The sequence below is a fragment of the Mycobacterium sp. DL440 genome (assembly GCF_011745145.1).
In the GTDB taxonomy this organism is placed as follows: domain Bacteria; phylum Actinomycetota; class Actinomycetes; order Mycobacteriales; family Mycobacteriaceae; genus Mycobacterium.
Window position 1 is genome coordinate 5,097,037 of the sequence record NZ_CP050191.1, and the last position, 20,113, is coordinate 5,117,149.

The window sequence follows — 20,113 nt, forward strand, 5'->3', positions numbered from 1 at the left end:
CCGATCACGAAAATGGCTAGTGCGTGATCTGCCAGTCGGCGGCCTCGCGCTGCTGATTCCAGAACTCGTGAAAACGTCCGCGTGCGGCCAGCAGTTCGTCGATGCTGCCGTCCTCGACAACCTTTCCGCCGTCGAGGAACAAGACCCGGTCCGCGTGCCGGATGCTGGCCAGGCGGTGCGCAACGATGACGCGGGTGCGCAACAGTGCATCCGCGGTCAGGGCATCGACCACCGCGGCCTCGTTCTCGGTGTCCAGCGCACTGGTCGCCTCGTCGACCAGCAGCACCGGCGCGGGCTTGACCAGCGCGCGGGCGATACTGACCCGCTGACGCTCGCCGCCCGACAATGCACTTCCGGCCTCACCGACCTTGGCGCCGTCACCATCGGGCAACCGTCCGGTCAGCTCGTCCACACGCGCCAGCCTCGCCGCGGTGGCGAGCTGCCCGGCGTCGGCACCGGGATCACCGACCAGGATGTTGTCCCGGATCGACCCGTCGAACAGGTAGGGATGCTGGAATACCACACTGGTTGCCGCCCTGCGAGTTTCGGCGTCCATCTGAGCCGTGTCGACTCCGTCGATCAGCACCCGACCGCCGCTCGGGTGCTGCAGACCGGCGATGAGGGACAGGATGGTGCTCTTCCCCGATCCGGACGGGCCGACGATCGCGGTGGTGCCGCCGGGGTTCAGGACGAAGCTGACGTCCTGCAGCACCGGGGTTGCTCCGTAACCGAACGTCACGCAGTCGAATTCGATCCGGGGTGCGGTGTTCGTGGCCAGCGTGGCGGTGCCGGTCGCCATCACCGGGGCGTCGAGCACCGCGCGGATCCGGCCGAGCGTGGCCCGCGTGGACTCGATCGCCGGGGCCAACTCGGACAGGGAGGTGAACGGCTCGAGATAGCGCGCTGCGACGACGATCATCGCGATCGCCTCGGGTGCGCCGAGGGTGCCGCGCACCGTCAGCACCGTAGCCATCCCGGCCAGGATCAGCAGGGCCAGTTGGCTGGCCAGGCTGAACAGCAGCTGTCCCGGTACCTGCATGAGCAGCAGTCGCATGCTCGCCCCGTGCTGGGCGGCCAGGGCGTCGCCGACCATGCTGCGAGCCGGCTCCACCCGCCGCGCCGCGCGCAATGCCTGCTGGGTACGGGCGAACTCGATGATGCGTTCGGTGAACGCCCGGTTCGTGTCGTCGGCCACCGTGTCGGCCTTGCGGCTCAGCCGGCCCGAGGCCCAGAACGCCCCGAGCAGGATCACTACTCCGGCCAGCGCGGCCAACCCCAGGGGAACCGAAATGAACAGCAGTGCAATCGCAATGGCTGCCGGCAGCAGAATTGCCCCGATCAGGGGGGTCAGCAGGTTGACAACCATGCCGACCAGTTCCGGCCCGGTCGCCGCGATCGCCTGACGGGCGTTGGCGGTGTTCGCGCCGCCGTCGCCGCCGAGCCAGTCCATCCGGATGCCGGGCAGCCTGTCGGCCACGTCGTGCTGGGTGTGGTCCAGTAGTGCGAAGCCCAGATCAAATCCGAGCCGCGAGGTCGCGGTGTCGACGATCCAGCCGATGACGGTCGCGGCGGTGAGCCAACCCAGCCACGGCAGTGCGTCGCGCGGCGCATCGCTGAACAGGGCGGCCACGAGGGGAATCAGCAGCACCGTGCCGGCCGCCCGGATCACCACTGAGAACAGCGTGAGCGTGGCGTAGATGCCGACCCTGCCGCGGCGGTTGGCCGGGATGAGGGTGATCAGGGTGCGGATCATCGGGCGGCCTCTCCTGCGGTGACGGCGTCGCCGGGGTGCAGCGACTGTCCGGTCTGCCAGAGCTGGTGGTAGCGCCCGCCTGCGGCCAGCAGCTCTTCATGCGTGCCTGTTTCGGCGATGTGTCCGCCGTCGAGGACCACGATCTGGTCGGCGTGGGTGATGGTATGCAGCCGGTGTGCGATCACCAAGACTGTCCGGTCCTTGGTGAGCCGGTTGAGTGCCTGCTGCACAAGGTATTCCGATTCCGGGTCGGCAAAGGCGGTGGCCTCGTCCAGGATCAGCACCGGCGTGTCGGCCAGGATGGCCCTGGCGATGGTGAGCCGCTGCCGTTCACCGCCGGACAATGCCGACGACGCGCCGAGAACCGTCTGATAGCCGTCGGGCAACCGCAGTATCCGGTCGTGGATCTGGGCATCACGCGCGGCCTGTTCGATCCGTGCGGGGTCGGCTTCAGGGTCGGCCAGGGCGATATTCTCGGCGACGGTGCCGGCGACCAATTGGGTTTCTTGCAGCACGAAGCCGACGCGGCGGTACAACTCGTCAGCGGACAACGACCGAACATCTTTGCCGTCCAACCGGATCGATCCCGAGTCGACATCGTGGAAGCGCGCCAGCAGCGCGGCAAGCGTGGACTTTCCCGATCCCGACGGTCCGACCAGTGCGGTCACGGTCCCGGGGCGCAGGGTCAACGACACGTCCTTGATCACCGGGACGCTCGGCCGGTAGCCGAAGGTGACCCCGGCGAACACCACGGCGTCCGGGGCACCCGGCTCGCCCTCGTGGTCCAGGAGCGCCAGGTCCGCCTCGTCGAGCGCGTTCTGGATGCGACGCGCGGCCAGCATGCCGCCGCGGATTCCGCCCAGCCCGTAGCCCACGCCCAGCAGTCGAACCCCGAACGTGGTGCCCAGCAGCAGGAACGGCAGCAGATCGACCGGATCCATCGAGCCCCCGATGATCATCGGGGTGCCGACGGCGACGATCAGCCACAGGAAGGTGCCGGGCCGCGTCACGAGGTCCATCAGTGACTTCTTGCCGGTGAAGGGCCGCTGCCAGGCGACCAGGAAGCCGATGTACTCATCGAGGCGGCGGCGGAAACTCGACGATGCGGCACCGCCGAACACCCGGACGACCGGCTGGCCTTCGAGGTAGGCGCCGGCCTCCCCGCTCATCCGATCGGCCCAACGTTGCGCCTGACCGATCTTGGCACCGGACTGGATGGTCATCAGCGACATCAGCACCAGGTAGGTGAGTACCGGGATGAACAGCACCAGCGCCAGCCGCCAGTCGACGGTGAACAGGTAGACCAGCACGGCCACCGGCGCGATCACTGCGGCGACGGCGTCCGGGATCGCGTGGGTGACCAGGTAGTGCAGCGACAGGGTGTCGTCCTGCACCAGTTGCTTGATGGAGCCTGACCCGCGCGCGGTGAACCAGCCCAGCGGCAGCCGTGCCATCTTGGTCAACAGCCGGGTCCGCAGTGCACGGGCGAACTGGGCGTCGAGGCGATGCAGCCACAGGGTCAGCCCGGCGCCCAGCAGCGCGCCCAGGCCCAGCAGCCACACAGCGGTCAAACCGAGTGTCCACAACCGGGATTCCTCGGCGCCGGCCAACAGCAGTCGGGCCAACTCCACCAGCAGGACGAACGGGGCGAGCTGGATCAGGGTGATGAGCGCCTGCAACACACCGGACACGATCAGGGGGGTTTTCAGCGGGGCAAGCAGTCGGCCTGCACCCTGCGCGCGCCAGGTTCCACGCGCGGACGCAGCGGTGGCCGGCGTGGGAACAGGTTCGGCCACAACAGTTTCGGCCTCGTCCTGACCGGCGGGCTCGGCTTCGGTGCGATCGGTGCCCATCGCCCGGCCCTCGGTCCAGTAGGCCTGGGCGTGCAGTTCGGACTTGGGAAAGCCGAACTCGTCCCGCAGCCTCGTGCGCAGATGTTTGAGCGAGCCGGCCTCCGGCGTCACCCAGCAGTACCAGTCCGACCAGTCCCGGGCCTCGATGGCGGCGGCCAGTGACGTCGTGTCGTGGCGCTTGACCCAGTGGACCCGCAGCCGCGGATGCTCGGCGATCGGGATGAGCAGGTCGTTCTCGTCGTGCTGTTCCAGGTAGACCTCGATCGGAATGTCTGGTGGCAGAACGCCGATAATGCCGTTGATGGCCGGGGTGGCCGCCGCATCACCGATCAACAGGTAACCGGCGGGCAGATCCTCGGGCACGGTGAATCCCGTCGAGCCCAGGGCCATCACGGGGATGGTGTCGCCCGGCTTGGCGACCCTGGCCCACTTCGACGCCGGACCGGACGGCTCGTGCAGCACCACGTCGACCGCGAAATGCCCGGTGTCGGGATCCATTTCGGACATAGTGTAGCCGCGCTGAAACTCGGTCTTCGAGCCGTCAGGGTCGGGAACCCAGAACCGCAGGTAAGACGTCGGCTCGGCAACGGCGTCCTCGAACACTGTCGGCGACACCATGTACAGCCGCAGCAGGTTCGGCGTCAGGTAGGTGGTCTCGACCACGGTCGCCTGGTGATCGCGCGCGCCGAAGCCGCGCATCATCACTCCCTGAAATCCGCGTGCCATCAGCGGTCCTCTCCCTTGGCGGTCAGCTCCGCCACGATGTCGGTAATAGGCCGGCCGGGAACCACGGATGCCAGCAGTCCCCGGATCAGTGCAGTCATCAGAAGTTCCAGGTACTGCGGGCTGCTCAGTTGCATGCCCGCGGTGTGCACCGGGCCCAGCGCCGCATCGCCGGCCAACCGTTCGGCAGCGGCGTCGCGTTCCAGGACGAAGTCGTCGCCACCGCTGGCCTCGGCCTTCAGCTCGTGCTGGGCGGCCAGTCCAATGGCCAGCACGGCCACCGAACTGCTCAGCAGCGCCGCCCCCTCAGCGGTGTAGCCCCGCCGACCCAGCGCGGCGATCTCGTCGGCGAGCAGCTGGGCGCCGGCTTCCCCGCGCGGGAACAGCACCTGCATGTAGGTGGCCAGGCCGGGATTGGTCAGGGTGAAGCGGTGCAGGCTGACCCCGAAGGCCAGGAGATGTTCTTCGACGGATCTGGCCGGGGCGTCGACGAATTCGAGCTCGGTGAGCAGGCTCTCCCCGACCAGGCGTTCGAGTTCCCAGCGCCCGCTGATGTGGCGGTACAGCGCGGTCGCCGAGACCCCCAGCCGGGCGGCCACGGCGTTGATGCTGAGGTTGCGCATGCCGAGCTCGCGACCCGCGGTGACAATGTCGGACACCGCGATGAGCGGCGGGCGTCCTCCCACGCGCGCGGGGGCACCGGATCTGGCCACGACCACCTCCACAGGAAAGTTACCCCCACAAACTAAGGGTCACCTTAGTGATCGTCAACCCGTCCGTTATAAAAGAGCGTTTGCTCTGTTATTGTGGCGAGGTGCCACGCCCTCGCGTCTACGACCCGGATTCGGTGCTCGACGCCGCAGAAGCCCTGGCCGTGCACTCAGGGCCGGCGTCGGTGACGATCCGGGCGATCAGCGATGCGGCCGGGCTCTCCAACGGCGCGCTGTATCACTCCTTCGGTTCGCGGGCCGGCCTGCTCGGCCAGGCCTGGCTCCGCGCCGGCCGCCGGTTCCTGGCGCTGCAGCGTGAACTGGTCGACGCGGCACGCCGCGGTGTCGATGCGATCGCGGCCGCCGCCTACGCGCCGGTGATCTTCGCCGAACAGCACCCGGCCTCGGCGCGACTCCTTCTGCAGATCCGACGCGAGCAGATACTCGGCGACGACCTGCCCGCAGAATTGGCCGAGCAGGCCCACGAGCTCGAAAAACAGTTGGTGGAGTTGATGATCGAACTCTCGATGGCCACCTGGGAACGGCGCGACCGGGCCGCCGTGGACACCGTGACGACGTGCATCGTCGACCTGCCGACCGCCATCCTGCTGCACCGCAACCGCCTCGCCGACCCGACCGCCCGAGCCCACCTCAATGCCGCCGTGGCGGCCGTACTGGCGGTGGGACCCGCCCCCAACTACGCCCCGAAACAACCCCTCAAGAAAGGCATCTCATGACCCCCACCCTGGATTACGACGGCGATATCGCCATCCTCGACCTGGGCGACGACGAGAATCGGTTCTCCCCCGATTTCCTCGATGCGGTCGACGAGCTACTCGACGCTGTCCTGGCCAAGGGCGCACACGGCCTGGTGACGACGGCCGACAGCAAGTTCTATTCCAACGGGCTTGATCTGGATTGGCTTGGCGCCCACAGTGATCAGGGCGAATGGTACGTCGGCCGGGTACAGGGCCTGTTGGCGCGGGTGCTGACGTTCCCGATCCCGACGGCGGCCGCCGTGGTCGGCCATGCCTTCGGTGCCGGCGCGATGCTGGCCATCGCCCACGATTTCCGGGTGATGCGCGACGACCGCGGCTTCTTCTGCTTCCCCGAGGTGGACATCCGGATTCCGTTCACCCTGGGAATGGCCGCGCTGATCCAGGCCAAACTCACCCCGCAGGCGGCTGTCGCCTCGATGACCACCGGCCGCCGGTTCGGCGGGATCGATGCCCAGACCCACGGACTGGTCGAGGCCACTGCCCCCGAGGGTGCGGTGACCACGACGGCCACTTCGCTGCTACGCCCGTTGAGCGGCAAGGACTCCGGCACCCTCGGCGCGATCAAGCAGGTCATGTTCGGCCCTGCCGTCCAGGCGCTGACGTCCGCCCAGCCCGAGGCCGGAAACTAGACCGGAAGGACCGTGCCGGTCTCCTGCTCGGCGAATTCGACGACGCGGGCGGCGATTTCGTAGTCGCAGGCTACCGCCGACCGCCCGATCAGTACGGGCCCGCCGCGGAGTCCGAATCGGCCCTCGACACCGACATAGCTTCCGGGCGGGATCGGTTCGCTCAGGCAGTACAGCGTGGGTGCGGCCCCGGCGTCGATGTCGTTGGCGAGCACATCGGCCACTGCCTTGACGCCGCGTTGTATCGCCGCCATCAACGGTTTGTCGGAGACGTTCGGCAGGTTGGAAGCGACCCAGCCCGGGTGCGTGAGTTGAGTGATCACTGGCGAATTGGCGGCCCGTAAGCGTCGGTCGAGCTCAAGGCCCCACAACATGACGGCCAGCTTCGACCGGCCGTAGGCACCCATCACCGTCCACTTCTGGTGACGCAGGTGCATGTCGTCGAGCCGCAGCGTCGCGGACTTGTGTGCTTCCGAGCCGACGTTGACGATCTGCGTCCGGACCCGGTCGAACAGCAGGTTCGTCAGGGCGAAGGGACCGAGCAGGTTTGTGCCGATCGTCATCTCGAAACCGTCGACGGTGTCGGTCCGATGCTGGGTGAGCGCGCCGGCGTTGTTGATCAGGATGTCGACATCGCCGTCGAGGCGTCCGGGAAAGGCGCGCACCGACGACAGATCAGCGAGGTCGAGTTCGATCACCTCGGTGGATCCGCCGATCTCCGCCGAACGTTGTGCGCCCAGCGCGGGGTTACGGACGGCGAGGATCACGTGTGCGCCGGCGCGCGCCAGTGCCGAGGCCGTGCCGAGGCCGACCCCGTTGGTTGCCCCGGTCACGATGATGCGCGTGCCGGTGAGGTCGCCGAGACGGCCAGGCGTCCAATGTGTGTTCATGACAGGGTGATCATCCCGGCAAGCTCATGCCGGGATGGTCACCGCGGGGTGTCAGTTGCCCCAGCCGCGCTGGCCGTCCCAGCCACCGCAGATACCGTTGATGCAGCCATGGCCGAAGCCACCCTGGGCCGGGTTCCAGCCACCGCAGCCGTTCCAGCCAGGACCGCTGTCGCAGCCACCACCACCGCCGGCGTCACCGCCGCCGCTGGGTTGAGCACTGATCGTCGGGGCGGGCGCATCAGTCATAAGGGCGGCGGTCGGTCCTGCTGCAATCGCCACCGCGGCTCCCGCTACGAACACTGATCCCATGAGTTTTCGTATGGTTAGCATGACTCCATACTCCTCTCCTGTGAGCCTCCTGCCAAGTGATGTGATCAAGCCCGCGTGTAGCGCAGCATCGTCACACCGGTCCCAGCAAAGGCGTCCGGGTACTCGCAGAAAACGGGCTTCACGCGCATTCCGACGCGGAGCTCCTCGGGTGCGACGTCAACCAATTCGGTGGAGAACCGCGGACCCTCATCCCATTCGACTATCGCCGGTATTTGCGGAACCGCGTCAGCGAAATGCGGGCCCACGGGGCGGCGGGCCACGGTGTACGTGTACAGCGTGCCCATCCCCGAGATCTCCCGCCATTCAAGGTCATCGGCGAGGGTGCGGGGTGCGAGCACCCGGGGATAGAACACGTAGGCCTGCGTCGACGGCGAGTACTGGATGACGATGCGGTTCTGCGCGAGCGCATCCCAGAACGGCGCGCTGGTAGGGGTTTTCACCGGCATCGGCCGGGTGAATCCGGTCATCGGTTTCAGTCGCCTTCCAGGATCAGGGTGGTTTGCTCGGACAGGATGCCGCCGTTTCCGGACACAAACGCACGGTGGCAGTCGGCGACCTGGGCCACACCCGCACGGCCCATGATCTGGCGGGTGGCATCGCACACGTGGTGCATGCCGCCAGCCAATCCTGCTTGTCCGAAACCGAGTTGGCCGCCGGCGGTGTTGAGCGGGAAATCGCCGCGGAAGGTCAGGTCGTGATCGGACACGAAGGACATGCCCTTGCCCTTCTCGCAGAACCCGGCGTCTTCCAGGCTGAGCAGCACCGTGATGGTGTAGCAGTCGTAGATCGACACCATGTCCATCTGGTCGCGGGTCAGCCCCGTCATCCCGAACGCGGTATCGGCCGCCTTGCGGATCGGCGTGTCCAACAGGTTCTCGGCGTAGGTGGGTGTCTTGAAGGGCACGTGTTCACCAAAACCCTTGATCCACACCGGCCGGTTGCGGGCGCGTGCCGCCACCTCGGCGCTGGCCACGACGACCGCGGCACCACCGACGCACGGCATCACGATCTCCAGCATGTGCAGCGGGTCGGCGATCACCGGGCTGTTCAGCACGTCCTCGATGCTCACCGGGGTGTCTTTCCAGATGGCGCCGTCGGTGTGGTTGGCGTTGACTCGCTGGTCCACCACGATCTTGGCCATCGCCCGCTCGTCATAGCCGTACTCGTACGCATAGCGTTGCGCCACCTGGCCGTACGGGCCGTTCTGACCGAGGTTGCCGTAGGGAATCTCGAATTCCGCCTGGGGAGAGCCGAATTGGTTGCTGGACGAGCCGAAGAACACCGCGTCGGTCAGCGCCTTGGGTTTCAGCTCGGAGGATGCGGTGATGTAACGCGCCGGCAGGGCGCACAGCACCACGTCGCACAGGCCGAGTTCGATCGCGGCCGCCGCTCGCCACACCATGCCCGCTGCGCTTGCCCCACCGAGGTCGAGCAACTCGGCGAAATTCGCTCGTACACCGAGATATTCGGCCACCGTCGACGGCACGAAGATCTCCGACTCCCCCAGGTGCGAGGTGACGATGCCGTCGACCTGATCGGCCGACAGACCGGCGTCCGCCAAAGCCGCCGCTGCCAGCAGGGCCCACTGTTCCAAGGTGAACGGGGCCGGCGCGGCCTTGGCCATCCGCTCGGGCGGAAGCTCGACGTAGCCGACGATCGCGGCGTCGCCCTGTAATCCCCTACGCGGTCTCATACGCACTCCTCACTTGCGGGGTAGCCCCAGGATCAGCTGGGCAATGATGTTGAGCTGGATCTCGGTGGTGCCGCCGCCGATCAGCTCGGCGGGAAGGTCCAGGTAAGGCGCGACCACCGCGGGTTCGCTGTCCTGCTCCAGGGCCAGCGGTCCGGTCAGCCCCAGGGTGAGTTCGGCTGCGCGACGCAACATCACATTGGTGGCCACCTTCGCGATACTCGACGCCGAACCCGGCGCCTGCCCGTCGAGCAGGCGCAACGTCTCACGCACGCCCAGCGCCTTGAGTGCGTTGGTGTAGGCGTCGATCTCCCCGATGGCATGCAGCACCGGATCGCGATCGGCGCTGACCGCGACGAGTTCGCGCAGTGCGCCCATCCGATCGATGTTGACGTAGCCGCTGATCGCCACCCGTTCGTGGGCCATGGTGCTGATGGCCAACTGCCAGCCCGAAGCCGGGTCCCCGAGCAGCATCTCGTCGGGCACGAACACGTCGGTCAGGAACACCTCGTTGAACTCGGCCCGCCCACTGGACTGAGTGATCTGGCGGAGTTCCACTCCGGGTGAGCGCATGTCGAGGATGAAGTAGCCGATGCCGCGATGCTTGGGGGCATCGGGATCGGTACGGGCCAGCAGCGCACCGTAGTCGGCCCGATGGGCCAGTGAGGTCCAGATCTTGTGCCCGTTGATGCGCCAACCGCCCTCGACCCGCACAGCCCGGGTGCTCAGGGAGGCGAGGTCGGAGCCCGCGCCCGGCTCACTGAACAGCTGACACCAGGACAGGTCGCCCCGCAGGGTCGCGGGCACGAAACGTTCCTGCAGTTCCGGGGCTCCGCCCGCGATGACGCTCGGCAGGATCCACTCGGCTATGCCGACCGACGGCCGCACCAGGTCGGCCCGTTTGCCGAACTCCTCGTCCACGATGAGCTGCTGGCGCACGCTGGCGTCACGTCCCCACGGCGCGGGCCAGTGCGGGGCGATCAGTCCCGCGCCGGCCAGCAATGCACGCCGTGCTCCGACCGCGAACTCCGGGTAATCGCCTTGCCGACCGAAACCGTTGTCGGACAGGGTGAGTGCCCGGTCGAGAACCTCGGCAACCCGGACCCGGAAATCGGCATCGGACTCACCGAGGTTCACCGTGACATCGCGGGAGACGGTGGCCGACAACTGGCCCAGGTTGCGGGTCCAGCGCGAGACCGGACCGATCGAGGCGGCCAGGCTGGTGGCCCGGCGCCAGTACAGGTGCAGGTCGTGTTCCCACGTGAAGCCGATCGCCCCGAGCATGGTGAGCGCCTCGAGTACCAGACCGGGCACCGGCATGACTGCCATCACCGCGGCCGAGCAGGCGGTCAACCGGTGCTGGTCGGTGTCCGCGGTTCCGTCGAGTGCCCGCACCGCATCCCAGGCCGCAGCCGTCGCCAGTGCGCTGTTCACCAGCAGCATGGCTGCCTTGTGCTGCAACGCCTGGAACGTCCCGATCGGCTTGCCGAACTGTTCGCGGGTGCGCAGATGTGCGGTGACGGTGTCCACGCACCACTGGGTGATGCCGGCAGCCGCCGCCGCGGTGAACGCGACAGTCAGATCAGTGACCCGGCCGGCGTCCAACCCGCTCAGGACCGCACCGGCCGGCACCGCGTGATCGCGTAGGTGCAGGATGCCCAGATCGGTGGTCAGGTCGGTGCCACGACGTGATTCGATCTGCCCGGCAGCCGGATTCAGCACTGACCAGAGCAAAGAGCCCGTCTCGTCGGCGAACGGCACCACGACGCGCTGCGCCGAACACATCCCCAGCGTCAGGCCGGACGATCCGGTGAGGCACCACCCGTCACCGTCGCGCCGGGCCGTGAAGTCGGAATGGTCCCCGGATACCAGGACGGCCGGGGTGCCGGAGGCGATCTCCTTGAGCAGCGTCGCGGCAGCGGTGCCCGCCAATGAGGCCACCGCGGCCCCGGTTATCGCCGTGGTGAGCAGCGGACCCGGCAGCAGGGTCGAGCCCGCGGCCTCCAGCACGCAGGCCATGTCTTCCAGCCCGCCACCCTGACCGCCGACTGATTCCGGGAGATGAACGGCGTGGAAGCCGTTGTCCACCAGTGTGTCCCACCAGGCTGGTAACCGGCCTGCGGCCAGATCGTCCAGCCCGGCACGGGTTGCATCGATCGGCGCGTGGCGGGCCGCGAACTGCTCGACGGCTTCGCTGAGCTGTTGTTGCTCCGGGGTCAGAGCGATGGAAACGTGAGTCACGAGCGCCTCCTGGCGGCGAAGAAGCGGGCGCCCTCGGCGATGGACTCCGTCGTCGGCCTCGGCTGCCATCCGAGCTCACGGACCGCCTTGCTGTGATCCATCGGCGACATCACGTGCATCAGCCGCACGGTCAGCGGGCTGAGCTGGTTCTCTTTCTTGCGCAGCCGGGCCGCAGGATCGACCACCGCACCCGCGGCGGCCAGCAGGCGGATCGGAACACCACGCCGTGGTGGTTCTACACCTACTGCCGCACAGGCGGTTTGGTAGATCTCCCGGGCCGCCATGAAACGTTCGGACACGATGTAGCGCTCACCGACCCGGCCCCGCTCGGCGGCCAGCACGAGCGCCTCGGCGGCGTCGGCTATGCCGACGGTCTCCGCCGCGGCGCCCTTGACGTAGAACGGCATCTTGCCCCTTACCGCGGCCGCCACCAGACCGCCGTGCGGCGTCGGCAACCAGTCCCCCGGGCCGTAGGTGTTGGAGACACACATCGCCACCGCGGGCAGGCCGTGTTCCCGGGCATAGCGCAGCACCATCTGTTCGGCGAGCACCCTGGTGTGCACGTAGTCGCCGCCGATGTCGAGCCAGTTGTGCGGCAGATCCTCAGTGGCAAGCCCGGATTCGGCGACTCCGATGGTTGCGATCGAGCTGGTGAAGACGAACTTGCTCAGTCCCGCCTCGACCGCCACATCCAGGACCTCTTGCAGCCCTTCGATATTGGTCCGCCACAGCGGCGCCGGGTCGCTGAGCCAGGCCCTGGCGTCGACGACGCAGTAGTACACGACGTCGCAGTCGTCCATCGCGGCGCGGACCGATTCGGGGTCGAAGATGTCACCGTAAACCCGTTCCACGTCGAGGTCGTCGATTCCACGGGTCGAGCTGGTGCTGCGGATGAGCACCCGAACGTCTTCGCCCCGCTCGACGAGTCGCCTGGCGACATGCGATCCGAGGAATCCGCTGGCCCCGATGACCAGTTTCTTTGTTGCCATGCGCCCTTGCGTTCGTCGTTCTCGGTATTAACGAGACGCTACGTCTCGTCTTGTGGGAGACTACGGTGGGTAGCTTTCCGTGTAAAGATCCCTGCAAAGGACCGACGAGGACGTGCCGATGACCCCCACTGCCGACGAGGCGGTGCCGACAAACTCCGGGCCCCCGCGACGACGCAGCGAGAAGTCGCGGGTCGCCATCATCGACGCCACCCGCGCACTTCTGCTGGACCGGGGTTTCGACGGGCTGAGCATCGAGGCCGTCGCCGCCCGGGCCGGGGTCGGCAAACAGACCATCTACCGCTGGTGGCCGAGCCGGCCCGCACTGGTCGCCGACGTGCTCCTGGAGGACGCCGACAAGATCCTGGCCACCATGCCGCACACCGACGACGTCACCGCGGACCTGGTCGCGTGGGCCGGCACGCTCGCCGCAGCCCTGACCACACGACGCGGCAACGCCATGCTGCGCATCCTGACCGCGGCGTCACTCGAGCACGAGGACACCGCAGCGCGGCTGCGGGCAGGCTTCAGCCGGCCACTGCTCGATTCCGTGCGCACCCGACTGCTGGCCGACCAGATCGAGCCCGACCTGGCGTCAGCGGCCGCCGACGCTCTGCTCGGCGGTGTGGTCTATCCGGTGCTGTCCGAGGGCCAGGGCTACTCCCGGCAGCGCGCCGAAACGACGGCACGCACCATCGTCGCGAGCCTGCGCGGCCAGACTGCCGGCTGAAGCAGTACCCGTTACGCGCCGGGCGTGGCGCCGGGCGCCCGCACCACCATCGGCACAGCGGGGAAGTACGTCGCCATCTCCGAGCGACACTTACGCAGGGCGGCGGTACCGTAGCCGCGCTGACGAAATTCCGGGAGGATCCAGATCCGGACGTTGACCTCACCGTGGGTCAGCTCGCCGAACACCATGCCGACCTTCTGGTCGCCCTCCAGCGCCACGAACCAGACGGCCTCTTCGGCGTCCACCCGTCCCAGGGCAGCGCGGATCTCGTCGTCGACATCGGCGACCGGAGCACCCGACCCGTCGCCGGACGAACCCACATCGGTGGTCCGGGCGACGAAGATGTCGCGATCGTCAGCAGCCTTGAACGCCCGCAACTCCAGCGATTCACCCGAGGCCGCAGGACGCTCGGACACCGTGAAGCTGAGCTGGCTGTTCAGGTCATCGAGTTCGGCGGCGATCCCCCGTCGCGAATCCTTGGTGATCTGCGCGAACGACAGCCCCACCACGGCTTCCGACGCCAGGTGCGAGGTGCCGAGCAGCTGGGCAACCGCAGCGACGGCGGCCGCGCGGTCGTCGGCGTCAACGATCACATCGAGCACCTCGTGGCGCCGGTTCAGGGCGTTGAGCAGAGCATCGGCAATTTCGCGCCGGGCTGCGGCTTGGTCGTGATCGGTCATACCGCGAGCGTAGATCAGCAGCGTGTCCTCTGTGGAGGGCAACCGTGCAGAACAGCTGCCACCTCAGACATTTGATCTTTCCTTCCACCACGCCACAGCGACATCCACCAGCAGAAAGGCCACCAGGCTCAAGCCGAACAACGGCAGAGACCATCCGATGACGGCGGCGACGACAACCACGGCCACGCTTCCCCAGGGCGGCAGCTGGCGCAGCGCCCCGCGCAGCGGTGCACGCCCCACCGCCCAGACCGAACCCCGGGTGGGCCTGCGCTGCCACCACATCCGGTAACCGCGCACGATGACGGTGATCAGGCCGACCATGGTGAGCGCCAGGACGATCTGGTTGGCAATGCCGAACAGCAGGCCCATGTGGGCATCGATCGTCCAGTCGGTGAGCTTGGCCAGCAGGGGCCATTGCGCGAGGTTGACCCGGTCGGTCACCTTGCCGGAATCGGCGTCGACCGCGATCTCGTCGGCACGCGTGGGCCAATCACGTTTGCGTTCAGCGACTTTCCACGCCTGACCGGCTTCGGCCGGCGGATACATCCACATCGGGCCGCGCAGCCCGGCCTCCTCCGCCGTCCGCAGCACGGTGTCGGCGCCGCGCAACTCAGACGGGCCGCCGTGGTGGCCGTGATGCTCAGCGGTAGCGGCCGGGGCACCCGACAGCGAGGTGTCGACGGCAGGCGCCGTGGTGTTCAGCTTCGCCTGGATACCGTTGACCGTCTCGCCCGCATAGCGGGACCAGGTGATACCCGACACCGACAGCGCGAGCAGGACCGCCACTATCCACACCCCCACCGCGCCGTGCCAGGACAGCGTGCGTCGACGCCCCGAAGCCGTGCGGTCCGGCAGGACCAGGTCACGCGTCGTGCGGTTCTCCCGGCGACGCATGATCCACAGTGCCAGCCCCGCCAGTGCGATCACCCACATCCAGCTGGCTGCGAGCTCGCTGTAGTTGCGGCCGAACGCCCCGAGATGCAGGTTGCGGTGCAGCTCGTCGAACCAGGCCCGCACCGGCATCCACTGCCCGTAGGTGGTCAGCGCGCCGCGGACCTCACCGGTGTACGGGTCGACGAACACTGTGCGTGAGTAGTCCGGCGGGATGTCCTTGAATTCCGGACCCACCAGCAGGCGGATCTGGGTGGTCTCGTCAGGCGCAGCCGGCGGGCGGATGCTTTCCACCGTGCCTTCCGGGTGGGCATGGCGCGCCGCGGCAACCTGGTCGGCCAGTGGCAGGCGCTCGGTGCCGACCTGCTCGACCGTCAGCTCGTGCCGGTAGACGAACGTGTCGATCTGCGGGATCAACGCATAGAGCAGGCCGGTGACAGCGGCGATCAGGATGAACGGGCCGACGAAAATCCCGGCATAGAAGTGCAGCCGCACCAGAAGCGGACGGATGGAATGGGGTTTGACGGGCGGAGGGGATTCCTCGCGTAGTTGATCGTCAGGGGTGAGGGTCATGGAAACGCCTTCGCGGAAAAACGTGAAAGAACGAGAAAGGTGCGCACGGGGCACAACGGAAAGCAGCCCTGTCGGTGATCGACGGGCATCAGATGAAGGGGTGGGGTTAAAAACTCACGCCGGACGGCGCCGGCGGTGCCCGCATTCCCAGACCCGCGCACAGCAGAATCGGCTGCGCCACAACCACATTCGAAGTCCGCCAGAGCTCACGGACCGACGGGCGGATCCGGGCGCCGGCGAAGACCCGCAACCAGCACAGCACCGAGGCACCGACCACATAGAGGTACTCGGCCAGGCCGATCACCAGACCGAGGCCCACCGCGGCGGCCGCGTGCAGACCCACCATCGGTGCGGTGAACAACGATGCCGCGTGATGGTGCCCGCCGGACATCGCCAGCGCCAAATGCCCGAGCAGCTGCCCGGCGACCAGGGCGGCGATCAGCAGACCGGTCTTGGCCGGACGCGTCTGCGGGTTCAGACCACCCACTGCGGCACCGAGCGCCGCGCAGAGCAGCAACAGCACGATCAGTGGGCTACTCGTCGGAGCCATGCCGCCTGCCGCGGTGTGCGCGACCGTCGCGGTCAATGCCGAGCAAACGCCGACCAGACCACCGCGCAGGCGCGCGGCGTGCTTGGCAGACGTGCTCACCCGCGGAACCTTACCGTGCGGCCTGAGCTGGGCTTCCGGCGTCGGGCCCTAGGGTGACGATTGTGGGTGGCCCGGCATATGACCAGTACGAGTTGTTCGCCCCCGAGTACGCCCGGGCCTTCGCCGGCGAATTCGAATCCCGACCCTTCGACCGTGCGGTTCTGCGGTCGTTTGCGGACCTGGTGGCGCGGGCCGGCGGACGCAACGCCCTCGATGTGGGGTGCGGGCCCGGTGAGGCCGCCGCCGAGCTTGCCGACTGTGGATTGGAGACCGAAGGAATCGACGGCTCGGCTGCGATGGTGTCTCTCGCCAGGCAGAGATGGCCGGAGCTGCGGTTCCAGACCGCCGACATGTTCGACCTCCCGTACGCGCCGGGGACCTTCGATGCGGTGTGTGCCTGGTACTCGATCATCCACAGCCCCGCCGAGGCTCTACCGGAACTGTTCACCGCGTTCCGCCGGGTCCTGACCGATTCGGGCTGGTTGCTGCTGGGATTCCAGACCGACGGTGAGACGGCGGTCTACGAACACGCCTTCGGCCGGGACGTGGCATTGACGTTCCTCCGCCACGACATCGCCACGGTATGTGCTGCGCTGGAAGGGTCGGGATTCACGGTGTATGCGACCACCAAGCGCGCCCGTCAGGCGCAGCTGGATGAGCCGACGGCCCAAGCCATGGTCATCGCGCATCGCTAAAAATCAGCCTTGACTTATATAAGTAAGAACTTTTAGAGTGGTGGCGTGCACGCCTTCGACATCCTCGGAGATCCGGTGCGCAGGCGGATCTTGGAGCTCATCCAGGCGGGTGAGCTGTCATCTGGTGCCATCACCGAGGTGATCCGAGCCGAGTTCGAGATCACCCAGCCTGCGGTATCGCAACACCTCAAGGTGTTACGGGACAACGGCTTCGCCAGCGTGCGGGCCGAGGGCACGCGCCGCCTGTACACCGTCGACACGGCGCCGTTGCGTGAGGTCGACCAATGGCTGGAGCGCTTCCGCCGCAATTGGACGCCGCATCTGGATGCGCTGGCGACCGAGATCGCGCGTGGCAAGCGTGAACGAAGACGAACCACGAACAAGGAGGCTTCCCCGTGATCGACGTCCAACACCAGCTCAACGCAGTCCGCCGCAGCGTGGGCCGCAAGACGTTCGAGGCGCGTGAGGCGCGCGTCGTGAGCGTCAGCCAGACCTACGACACCGACGCCGCCGATCTATGGGATACCTGCACCAGCATCGAACGGATCCCCCGCTGGTTCCTGCCGGTCACGGGCGACCTGCGGCTGGGAGGCCGTTTCCAGCTGGAAGGTAACGCGTCCGGCGAGGTGCTGAGCTGCGATCCGCCGCGTTCGTTCACGACCACATGGGAGGCCATGGGGGCGACCAGTTGGGTCGAGGTCACCATCACGGCCGCGGGTGAGGACCGGGCGACCTTCACGCTCGACCACATCATGCACTCCGGCGACGACGACGAGTTCTGGTTGCAGTTCGGACCGGGGGCGGTCGGAGTCGGTTGGGACTCCGCACTTCTCGGCTTGGCCGGATACCTCAGTGGCGGCGACCGCATCACGCCGGAGGAGGGCGCGGCCTGGGCGGCCGGCGAGGAGGGCCGTGGCTTCATGTCCAGCGCGAGCGAACTCTGGCACGAGGCCGCGTTGGCCGCCGGCGAAGATCCCGCGCAGGCACGCGCCGCGGCGGATCGCACCACCGCCGCGTACACCGGGGGCTGACCTGGTCAGACGCGCCGTGACGGGTGCCGCCGGACCGCCGCCGTACCCTGTCGGTGTGCCCGACCTCCACCCGAACCTGACCGTGCTGGCTCCCCTGCTCGGCACCTGGGCCGGTCCCGGCGCCGGTGAATATCCGACGATCGAGTCGTTCGAGTACCTCGAAGAGATCGCCTTCGGTCACGTTGGCAAGCCGTTCCTGACATACAGTCAGCGCACCAAGGCCCGCGATGACGGTCGGCCGCTGCACGCCGAGACCGGATACCTGCGAGTTCCGGCTCCCGGCCGGGTCGAATGGGTGCTGGCGCACCCCACCGGCATCACCGAGATTCAGGAAGGCACCGTGCGTGTCGTCGACGAACGCATCGACATGGAACTGTCCGCGACCACGATCGGGCTGACCGCCTCGGCCAAAAACGTTGCGGCACTGTCACGTTCCGTCCATGTCGACGGCGACGTACTGACGTACAGCTTGCAGATGGGCGCGGTCGGGCGGCCCCTGCAGCACCACCTTTCCGCCACGCTGACCAGGAAGACCGAATGAGCCAACAGACGCCGACCGGCAAGATCGCCCTCCCCTCCGACCTCGACGCCGTCACCGACATCGGCGAAGAGGACCATTCGGAAATCGACCCGAGGGCCGTCGAGCGCATCTGGGAGTCGGTGCGGTACTGGTACGGATCCGGCATGCACCCGGCCATCCAGGTGTGCTTGCGCCGCAACGGAAGAACCGTGCTGAATCGGGCCATCGGCCACGGCTGGGGCAACGGTCCCGCCGACGCGCCGGATGCCGAGAAGATTCCCGTCACCACCGCGACCCCGTTCTGCGTCTACTCCGCGGCCAAGGCGATCAGCACCACCGTGGTGCACATGCTCGTCGAGCAGGGACATTTCTCCCTCGACGACCGGGTCTGCGACTACCTGCCCAGCTACACCAGTCACGGCAAGGACCGCACCACCATCCGGCATGTGGTGACCCACAGTGCCGGCGTGCCGATCCACACCGGACCGCGTCCCGACGTCACCCGCGTCGACGACAGCGAGTACACCCGCGAGCAACTGGCCCTGCTGAAACCGGTGTACCGACCAGGTCTGGTGCACATCTATCACGGGCTGACCTGGGGCCCGCTGATCCGCGAGATCGTCTCGGCAGCCACCGGTCGCAACATCCGAGACATCCTGGCCGACGAGATCCTCGACCCGCTGGGTTTCCGGTGGACCAATTACGGTGTTGCCCCAGAAGAGGTTCCGTTGGTGGCACCCAGCCACGTCACCGGTAAGCCGCTACCCGCTCCGATCGCCGCAGCGTTCCGGGCCGCAGTGGGCGGGACGCTGGACCGGATCATCCCCCTCAGCAACACGCCGTTGTTCCTCACCAGCGTCATCCCCTCGTCGACCACCGTGTCCAACGCCGACGAGCTGTCCCGGTTCGCCGAGATCCTGCGCCGCGGAGGCGAACTCGACGGGGTCCGGATCATGAAGCCCGAGACACTGCAGGCCGCGACCACACCGTGCCGGCGGATGCGGCCCGACGTGGCGACCGGCCTCAAGCCGATGCGCTGGGGCACCGGGTACATGCTCGGCGGAAAGCGCTTCGGGCCGTTCGGCCGCAACACGCCCTCGGCGTTCGGGCACACCGGCCTCGTCGACATCGCGGTGTGGGCCGACCCGCAGCGCAGCCTGTCGGCCGCGATCGTCAGCAGCGGTAAGCCCGGTGCGCACCGTGAGGCCAACCGCTATCCCGCGGTGCTGGACCGGATCGCCGCCGAGATCCCGATCGGCTGAGTCAGCGCGGAACCTGAGTCAGCGCAGCTTCTCCCCGTACACCCGCTCGACGGTCAGCTTCATCAGTACCCGTCGGTCGGAGACCATCACCGACCGGTATTCGTCCCAATCGGGGTGCTCCCCGGCGGCCTTGCGGTAGTAGTCGACCAGTGCCTGGACCTCGGGTCCGTGCGGGTCGACTCCCGGCCCGGTGAGCGTCACCGGACCTTCCGCGGTGGCCCAGGACCAGCCGTCGGCACTGGTCACTTCGAGCGCGGCCCGGGGGTCGCGCCGGAGGTTGACCGTCTTGGCCCGCCCTTCGGTCATCGACACGTAGACGACGCCGGCGGCCCGGTCGAAGTACGGCGTCACCGGCGACAGTTGAGGGACGCCGGAGGCCTTGATCGTGGCCAGCACGCCCAGCCGGGCCTCGGCGAGCAGATCGCGCGGATCGAACGGGTTAGATGAGGTGACGGTCACATCTGTGCGCAACCGCCGATCGCACGCCTGCTATTCCAGGAG

Annotated in this window: 21 protein-coding genes; 8 read left to right on the plus strand and 13 right to left on the minus strand. The window is 67.7% G+C overall.

Annotation, left to right across the window (positions count from 1 at the left end; translation table 11 throughout):
• Window positions 1–16: 16 nt before the first annotated feature.
• Genes HBE63_RS24870 through HBE63_RS24880 form a run of 3 tightly spaced genes read right to left on the minus strand, consistent with a single transcriptional unit; the run spans window position 17 to window position 5,042 of the window.
• Window positions 17–1,753: an ABC transporter ATP-binding protein gene (locus tag HBE63_RS24870; protein ID WP_166907187.1), complete on the minus strand. Its 1,737-nt coding sequence runs from the start codon at window positions 1,751–1,753 to the stop codon at window positions 17–19.
• Window positions 1,750–4,332 carry an ABC transporter ATP-binding protein/permease gene (locus HBE63_RS24875; protein ID WP_166907188.1) on the minus strand — a complete coding sequence of 861 codons (2,583 nt, stop codon included), beginning with the start codon at window positions 4,330–4,332 and terminating at the stop codon, window positions 1,750–1,752. The genes HBE63_RS24870 and HBE63_RS24875 overlap by 4 nt, the downstream gene beginning before the upstream one ends.
• The gene (locus tag HBE63_RS24880) at window positions 4,332–5,042 is read right to left on the minus strand and encodes a TetR/AcrR family transcriptional regulator (RefSeq protein ID WP_166907190.1); all 711 of its coding nucleotides are present in this window, start codon (window positions 5,040–5,042) and stop codon (window positions 4,332–4,334) included. The genes HBE63_RS24875 and HBE63_RS24880 overlap by 1 nt, the downstream gene beginning before the upstream one ends.
• Window positions 5,043–5,143: 101 nt before the next feature.
• On the opposite strand from HBE63_RS24880, the gene HBE63_RS24885 reads away from it, so the two are divergent.
• Together HBE63_RS24885 and HBE63_RS24890 are read left to right on the plus strand one after the other, a co-directional pair.
• Window positions 5,144–5,776 (plus strand): TetR/AcrR family transcriptional regulator, encoded by a 633-nt coding sequence (locus tag HBE63_RS24885; RefSeq protein ID WP_166907191.1) that lies wholly within the window; start codon window positions 5,144–5,146, stop codon window positions 5,774–5,776.
• Window positions 5,773–6,447, plus strand: coding sequence for an enoyl-CoA hydratase-related protein (locus HBE63_RS24890; protein WP_166907193.1), 675 nt, complete (start codon window positions 5,773–5,775; stop codon window positions 6,445–6,447). Before HBE63_RS24885 ends, HBE63_RS24890 begins: the two co-directional genes overlap by 4 nt.
• Here the strand turns inward: HBE63_RS24890 and HBE63_RS24895 are convergent.
• The 6 genes from HBE63_RS24895 to HBE63_RS24920 are packed head-to-tail and all read right to left on the minus strand — an operon-like array spanning window position 6,444 to window position 12,584.
• Window positions 6,444–7,334, minus strand: a complete 891-nt coding sequence (locus tag HBE63_RS24895; RefSeq protein ID WP_166907195.1) for an SDR family NAD(P)-dependent oxidoreductase — start codon at window positions 7,332–7,334, stop codon at window positions 6,444–6,446. The two genes, HBE63_RS24890 and HBE63_RS24895, sit on opposite strands and share 4 nt — an antisense overlap.
• A gap of 51 nt (window positions 7,335–7,385) precedes the next feature.
• A complete protein-coding gene (locus HBE63_RS24900; RefSeq protein WP_166907196.1) occupies window positions 7,386–7,664 on the minus strand; it encodes a hypothetical protein in 279 nt (92 codons plus the stop codon).
• 44 nt (window positions 7,665–7,708) lie between these two features.
• Entirely contained in the window at window positions 7,709–8,131 is a 423-nt protein-coding gene (locus HBE63_RS24905; protein WP_166907198.1) for a Zn-ribbon domain-containing OB-fold protein, read from the minus strand.
• 5 nt (window positions 8,132–8,136) lie between these two features.
• A complete protein-coding gene (locus tag HBE63_RS24910; protein WP_166907199.1) occupies window positions 8,137–9,357 on the minus strand; it encodes a thiolase family protein in 1,221 nt (406 codons plus the stop codon).
• Window positions 9,358–9,366: 9 nt separating this feature from the next.
• Window positions 9,367–11,595, minus strand: coding sequence for an acyl-CoA dehydrogenase (locus HBE63_RS24915; protein WP_243858268.1), 2,229 nt, complete (start codon window positions 11,593–11,595; stop codon window positions 9,367–9,369).
• Window positions 11,592–12,584 carry an NAD-dependent epimerase/dehydratase family protein gene (locus tag HBE63_RS24920; protein WP_166907203.1) on the minus strand — a complete coding sequence of 331 codons (993 nt, stop codon included), beginning with the start codon at window positions 12,582–12,584 and terminating at the stop codon, window positions 11,592–11,594. Before HBE63_RS24920 ends, HBE63_RS24915 begins: the two co-directional genes overlap by 4 nt.
• 118 nt (window positions 12,585–12,702) lie before the next feature.
• Between HBE63_RS24920 and HBE63_RS24925 the strand changes: the two genes are divergently transcribed.
• Window positions 12,703–13,311, plus strand: a complete 609-nt coding sequence (locus tag HBE63_RS24925; protein WP_166907204.1) for a TetR/AcrR family transcriptional regulator — start codon at window positions 12,703–12,705, stop codon at window positions 13,309–13,311.
• An 11-nt stretch (window positions 13,312–13,322) separates the two neighbouring features.
• Here HBE63_RS24925 and HBE63_RS24930 read toward each other — a convergent pair whose 3' ends face one another.
• The 3 genes from HBE63_RS24930 to HBE63_RS24940 form a co-directional block, all read right to left on the minus strand.
• Complete coding sequence (locus tag HBE63_RS24930) at window positions 13,323–13,991, minus strand: GNAT family N-acetyltransferase (protein WP_166907206.1); 669 nt, start codon at window positions 13,989–13,991, stop codon at window positions 13,323–13,325.
• Between the two features lie 63 nt (window positions 13,992–14,054).
• Window positions 14,055–15,455: a PepSY domain-containing protein gene (locus HBE63_RS24935; RefSeq protein WP_166907207.1), complete on the minus strand. Its 1,401-nt coding sequence runs from the start codon at window positions 15,453–15,455 to the stop codon at window positions 14,055–14,057.
• Window positions 15,456–15,561: 106 nt separating this feature from the next.
• Entirely contained in the window at window positions 15,562–16,104 is a 543-nt protein-coding gene (locus HBE63_RS24940) for a hypothetical protein (protein ID WP_166907209.1), read from the minus strand.
• 62 nt (window positions 16,105–16,166) lie between these two features.
• On the opposite strand from HBE63_RS24940, the gene HBE63_RS24945 reads away from it, so the two are divergent.
• From HBE63_RS24945 to lipE, 5 genes are read left to right on the plus strand one after another with little or no spacing between them, the layout of a single operon-like run.
• Complete coding sequence (locus HBE63_RS24945) at window positions 16,167–16,799, plus strand: class I SAM-dependent methyltransferase (RefSeq protein WP_166907210.1); 633 nt, start codon at window positions 16,167–16,169, stop codon at window positions 16,797–16,799.
• Between the two features lie 45 nt (window positions 16,800–16,844).
• Complete coding sequence (locus HBE63_RS24950) at window positions 16,845–17,198, plus strand: helix-turn-helix transcriptional regulator (RefSeq protein WP_166907212.1); 354 nt, start codon at window positions 16,845–16,847, stop codon at window positions 17,196–17,198.
• Window positions 17,195–17,830 carry an SRPBCC family protein gene (locus HBE63_RS24955; protein WP_166907213.1) on the plus strand — a complete coding sequence of 212 codons (636 nt, stop codon included), beginning with the start codon at window positions 17,195–17,197 and terminating at the stop codon, window positions 17,828–17,830. The genes HBE63_RS24950 and HBE63_RS24955 overlap by 4 nt, the downstream gene beginning before the upstream one ends.
• Before the next feature lie 55 nt (window positions 17,831–17,885).
• The gene (locus HBE63_RS24960) at window positions 17,886–18,371 is read left to right on the plus strand and encodes a peroxynitrite isomerase (RefSeq protein ID WP_166907215.1); all 486 of its coding nucleotides are present in this window, start codon (window positions 17,886–17,888) and stop codon (window positions 18,369–18,371) included.
• Window positions 18,368–19,612 (plus strand): lipase LipE, encoded by a 1,245-nt coding sequence (gene lipE, locus HBE63_RS24965; RefSeq protein ID WP_166907217.1) that lies wholly within the window; start codon window positions 18,368–18,370, stop codon window positions 19,610–19,612. The genes HBE63_RS24960 and lipE overlap by 4 nt, the downstream gene beginning before the upstream one ends.
• Window positions 19,613–19,630: 18 nt before the next feature.
• Here lipE and HBE63_RS24970 read toward each other — a convergent pair whose 3' ends face one another.
• Window positions 19,631–20,071, minus strand: coding sequence for a PPOX class F420-dependent oxidoreductase (locus HBE63_RS24970; protein WP_166910170.1), 441 nt, complete (start codon window positions 20,069–20,071; stop codon window positions 19,631–19,633).
• Window positions 20,072–20,113: the final 42 nt, after the last annotated feature.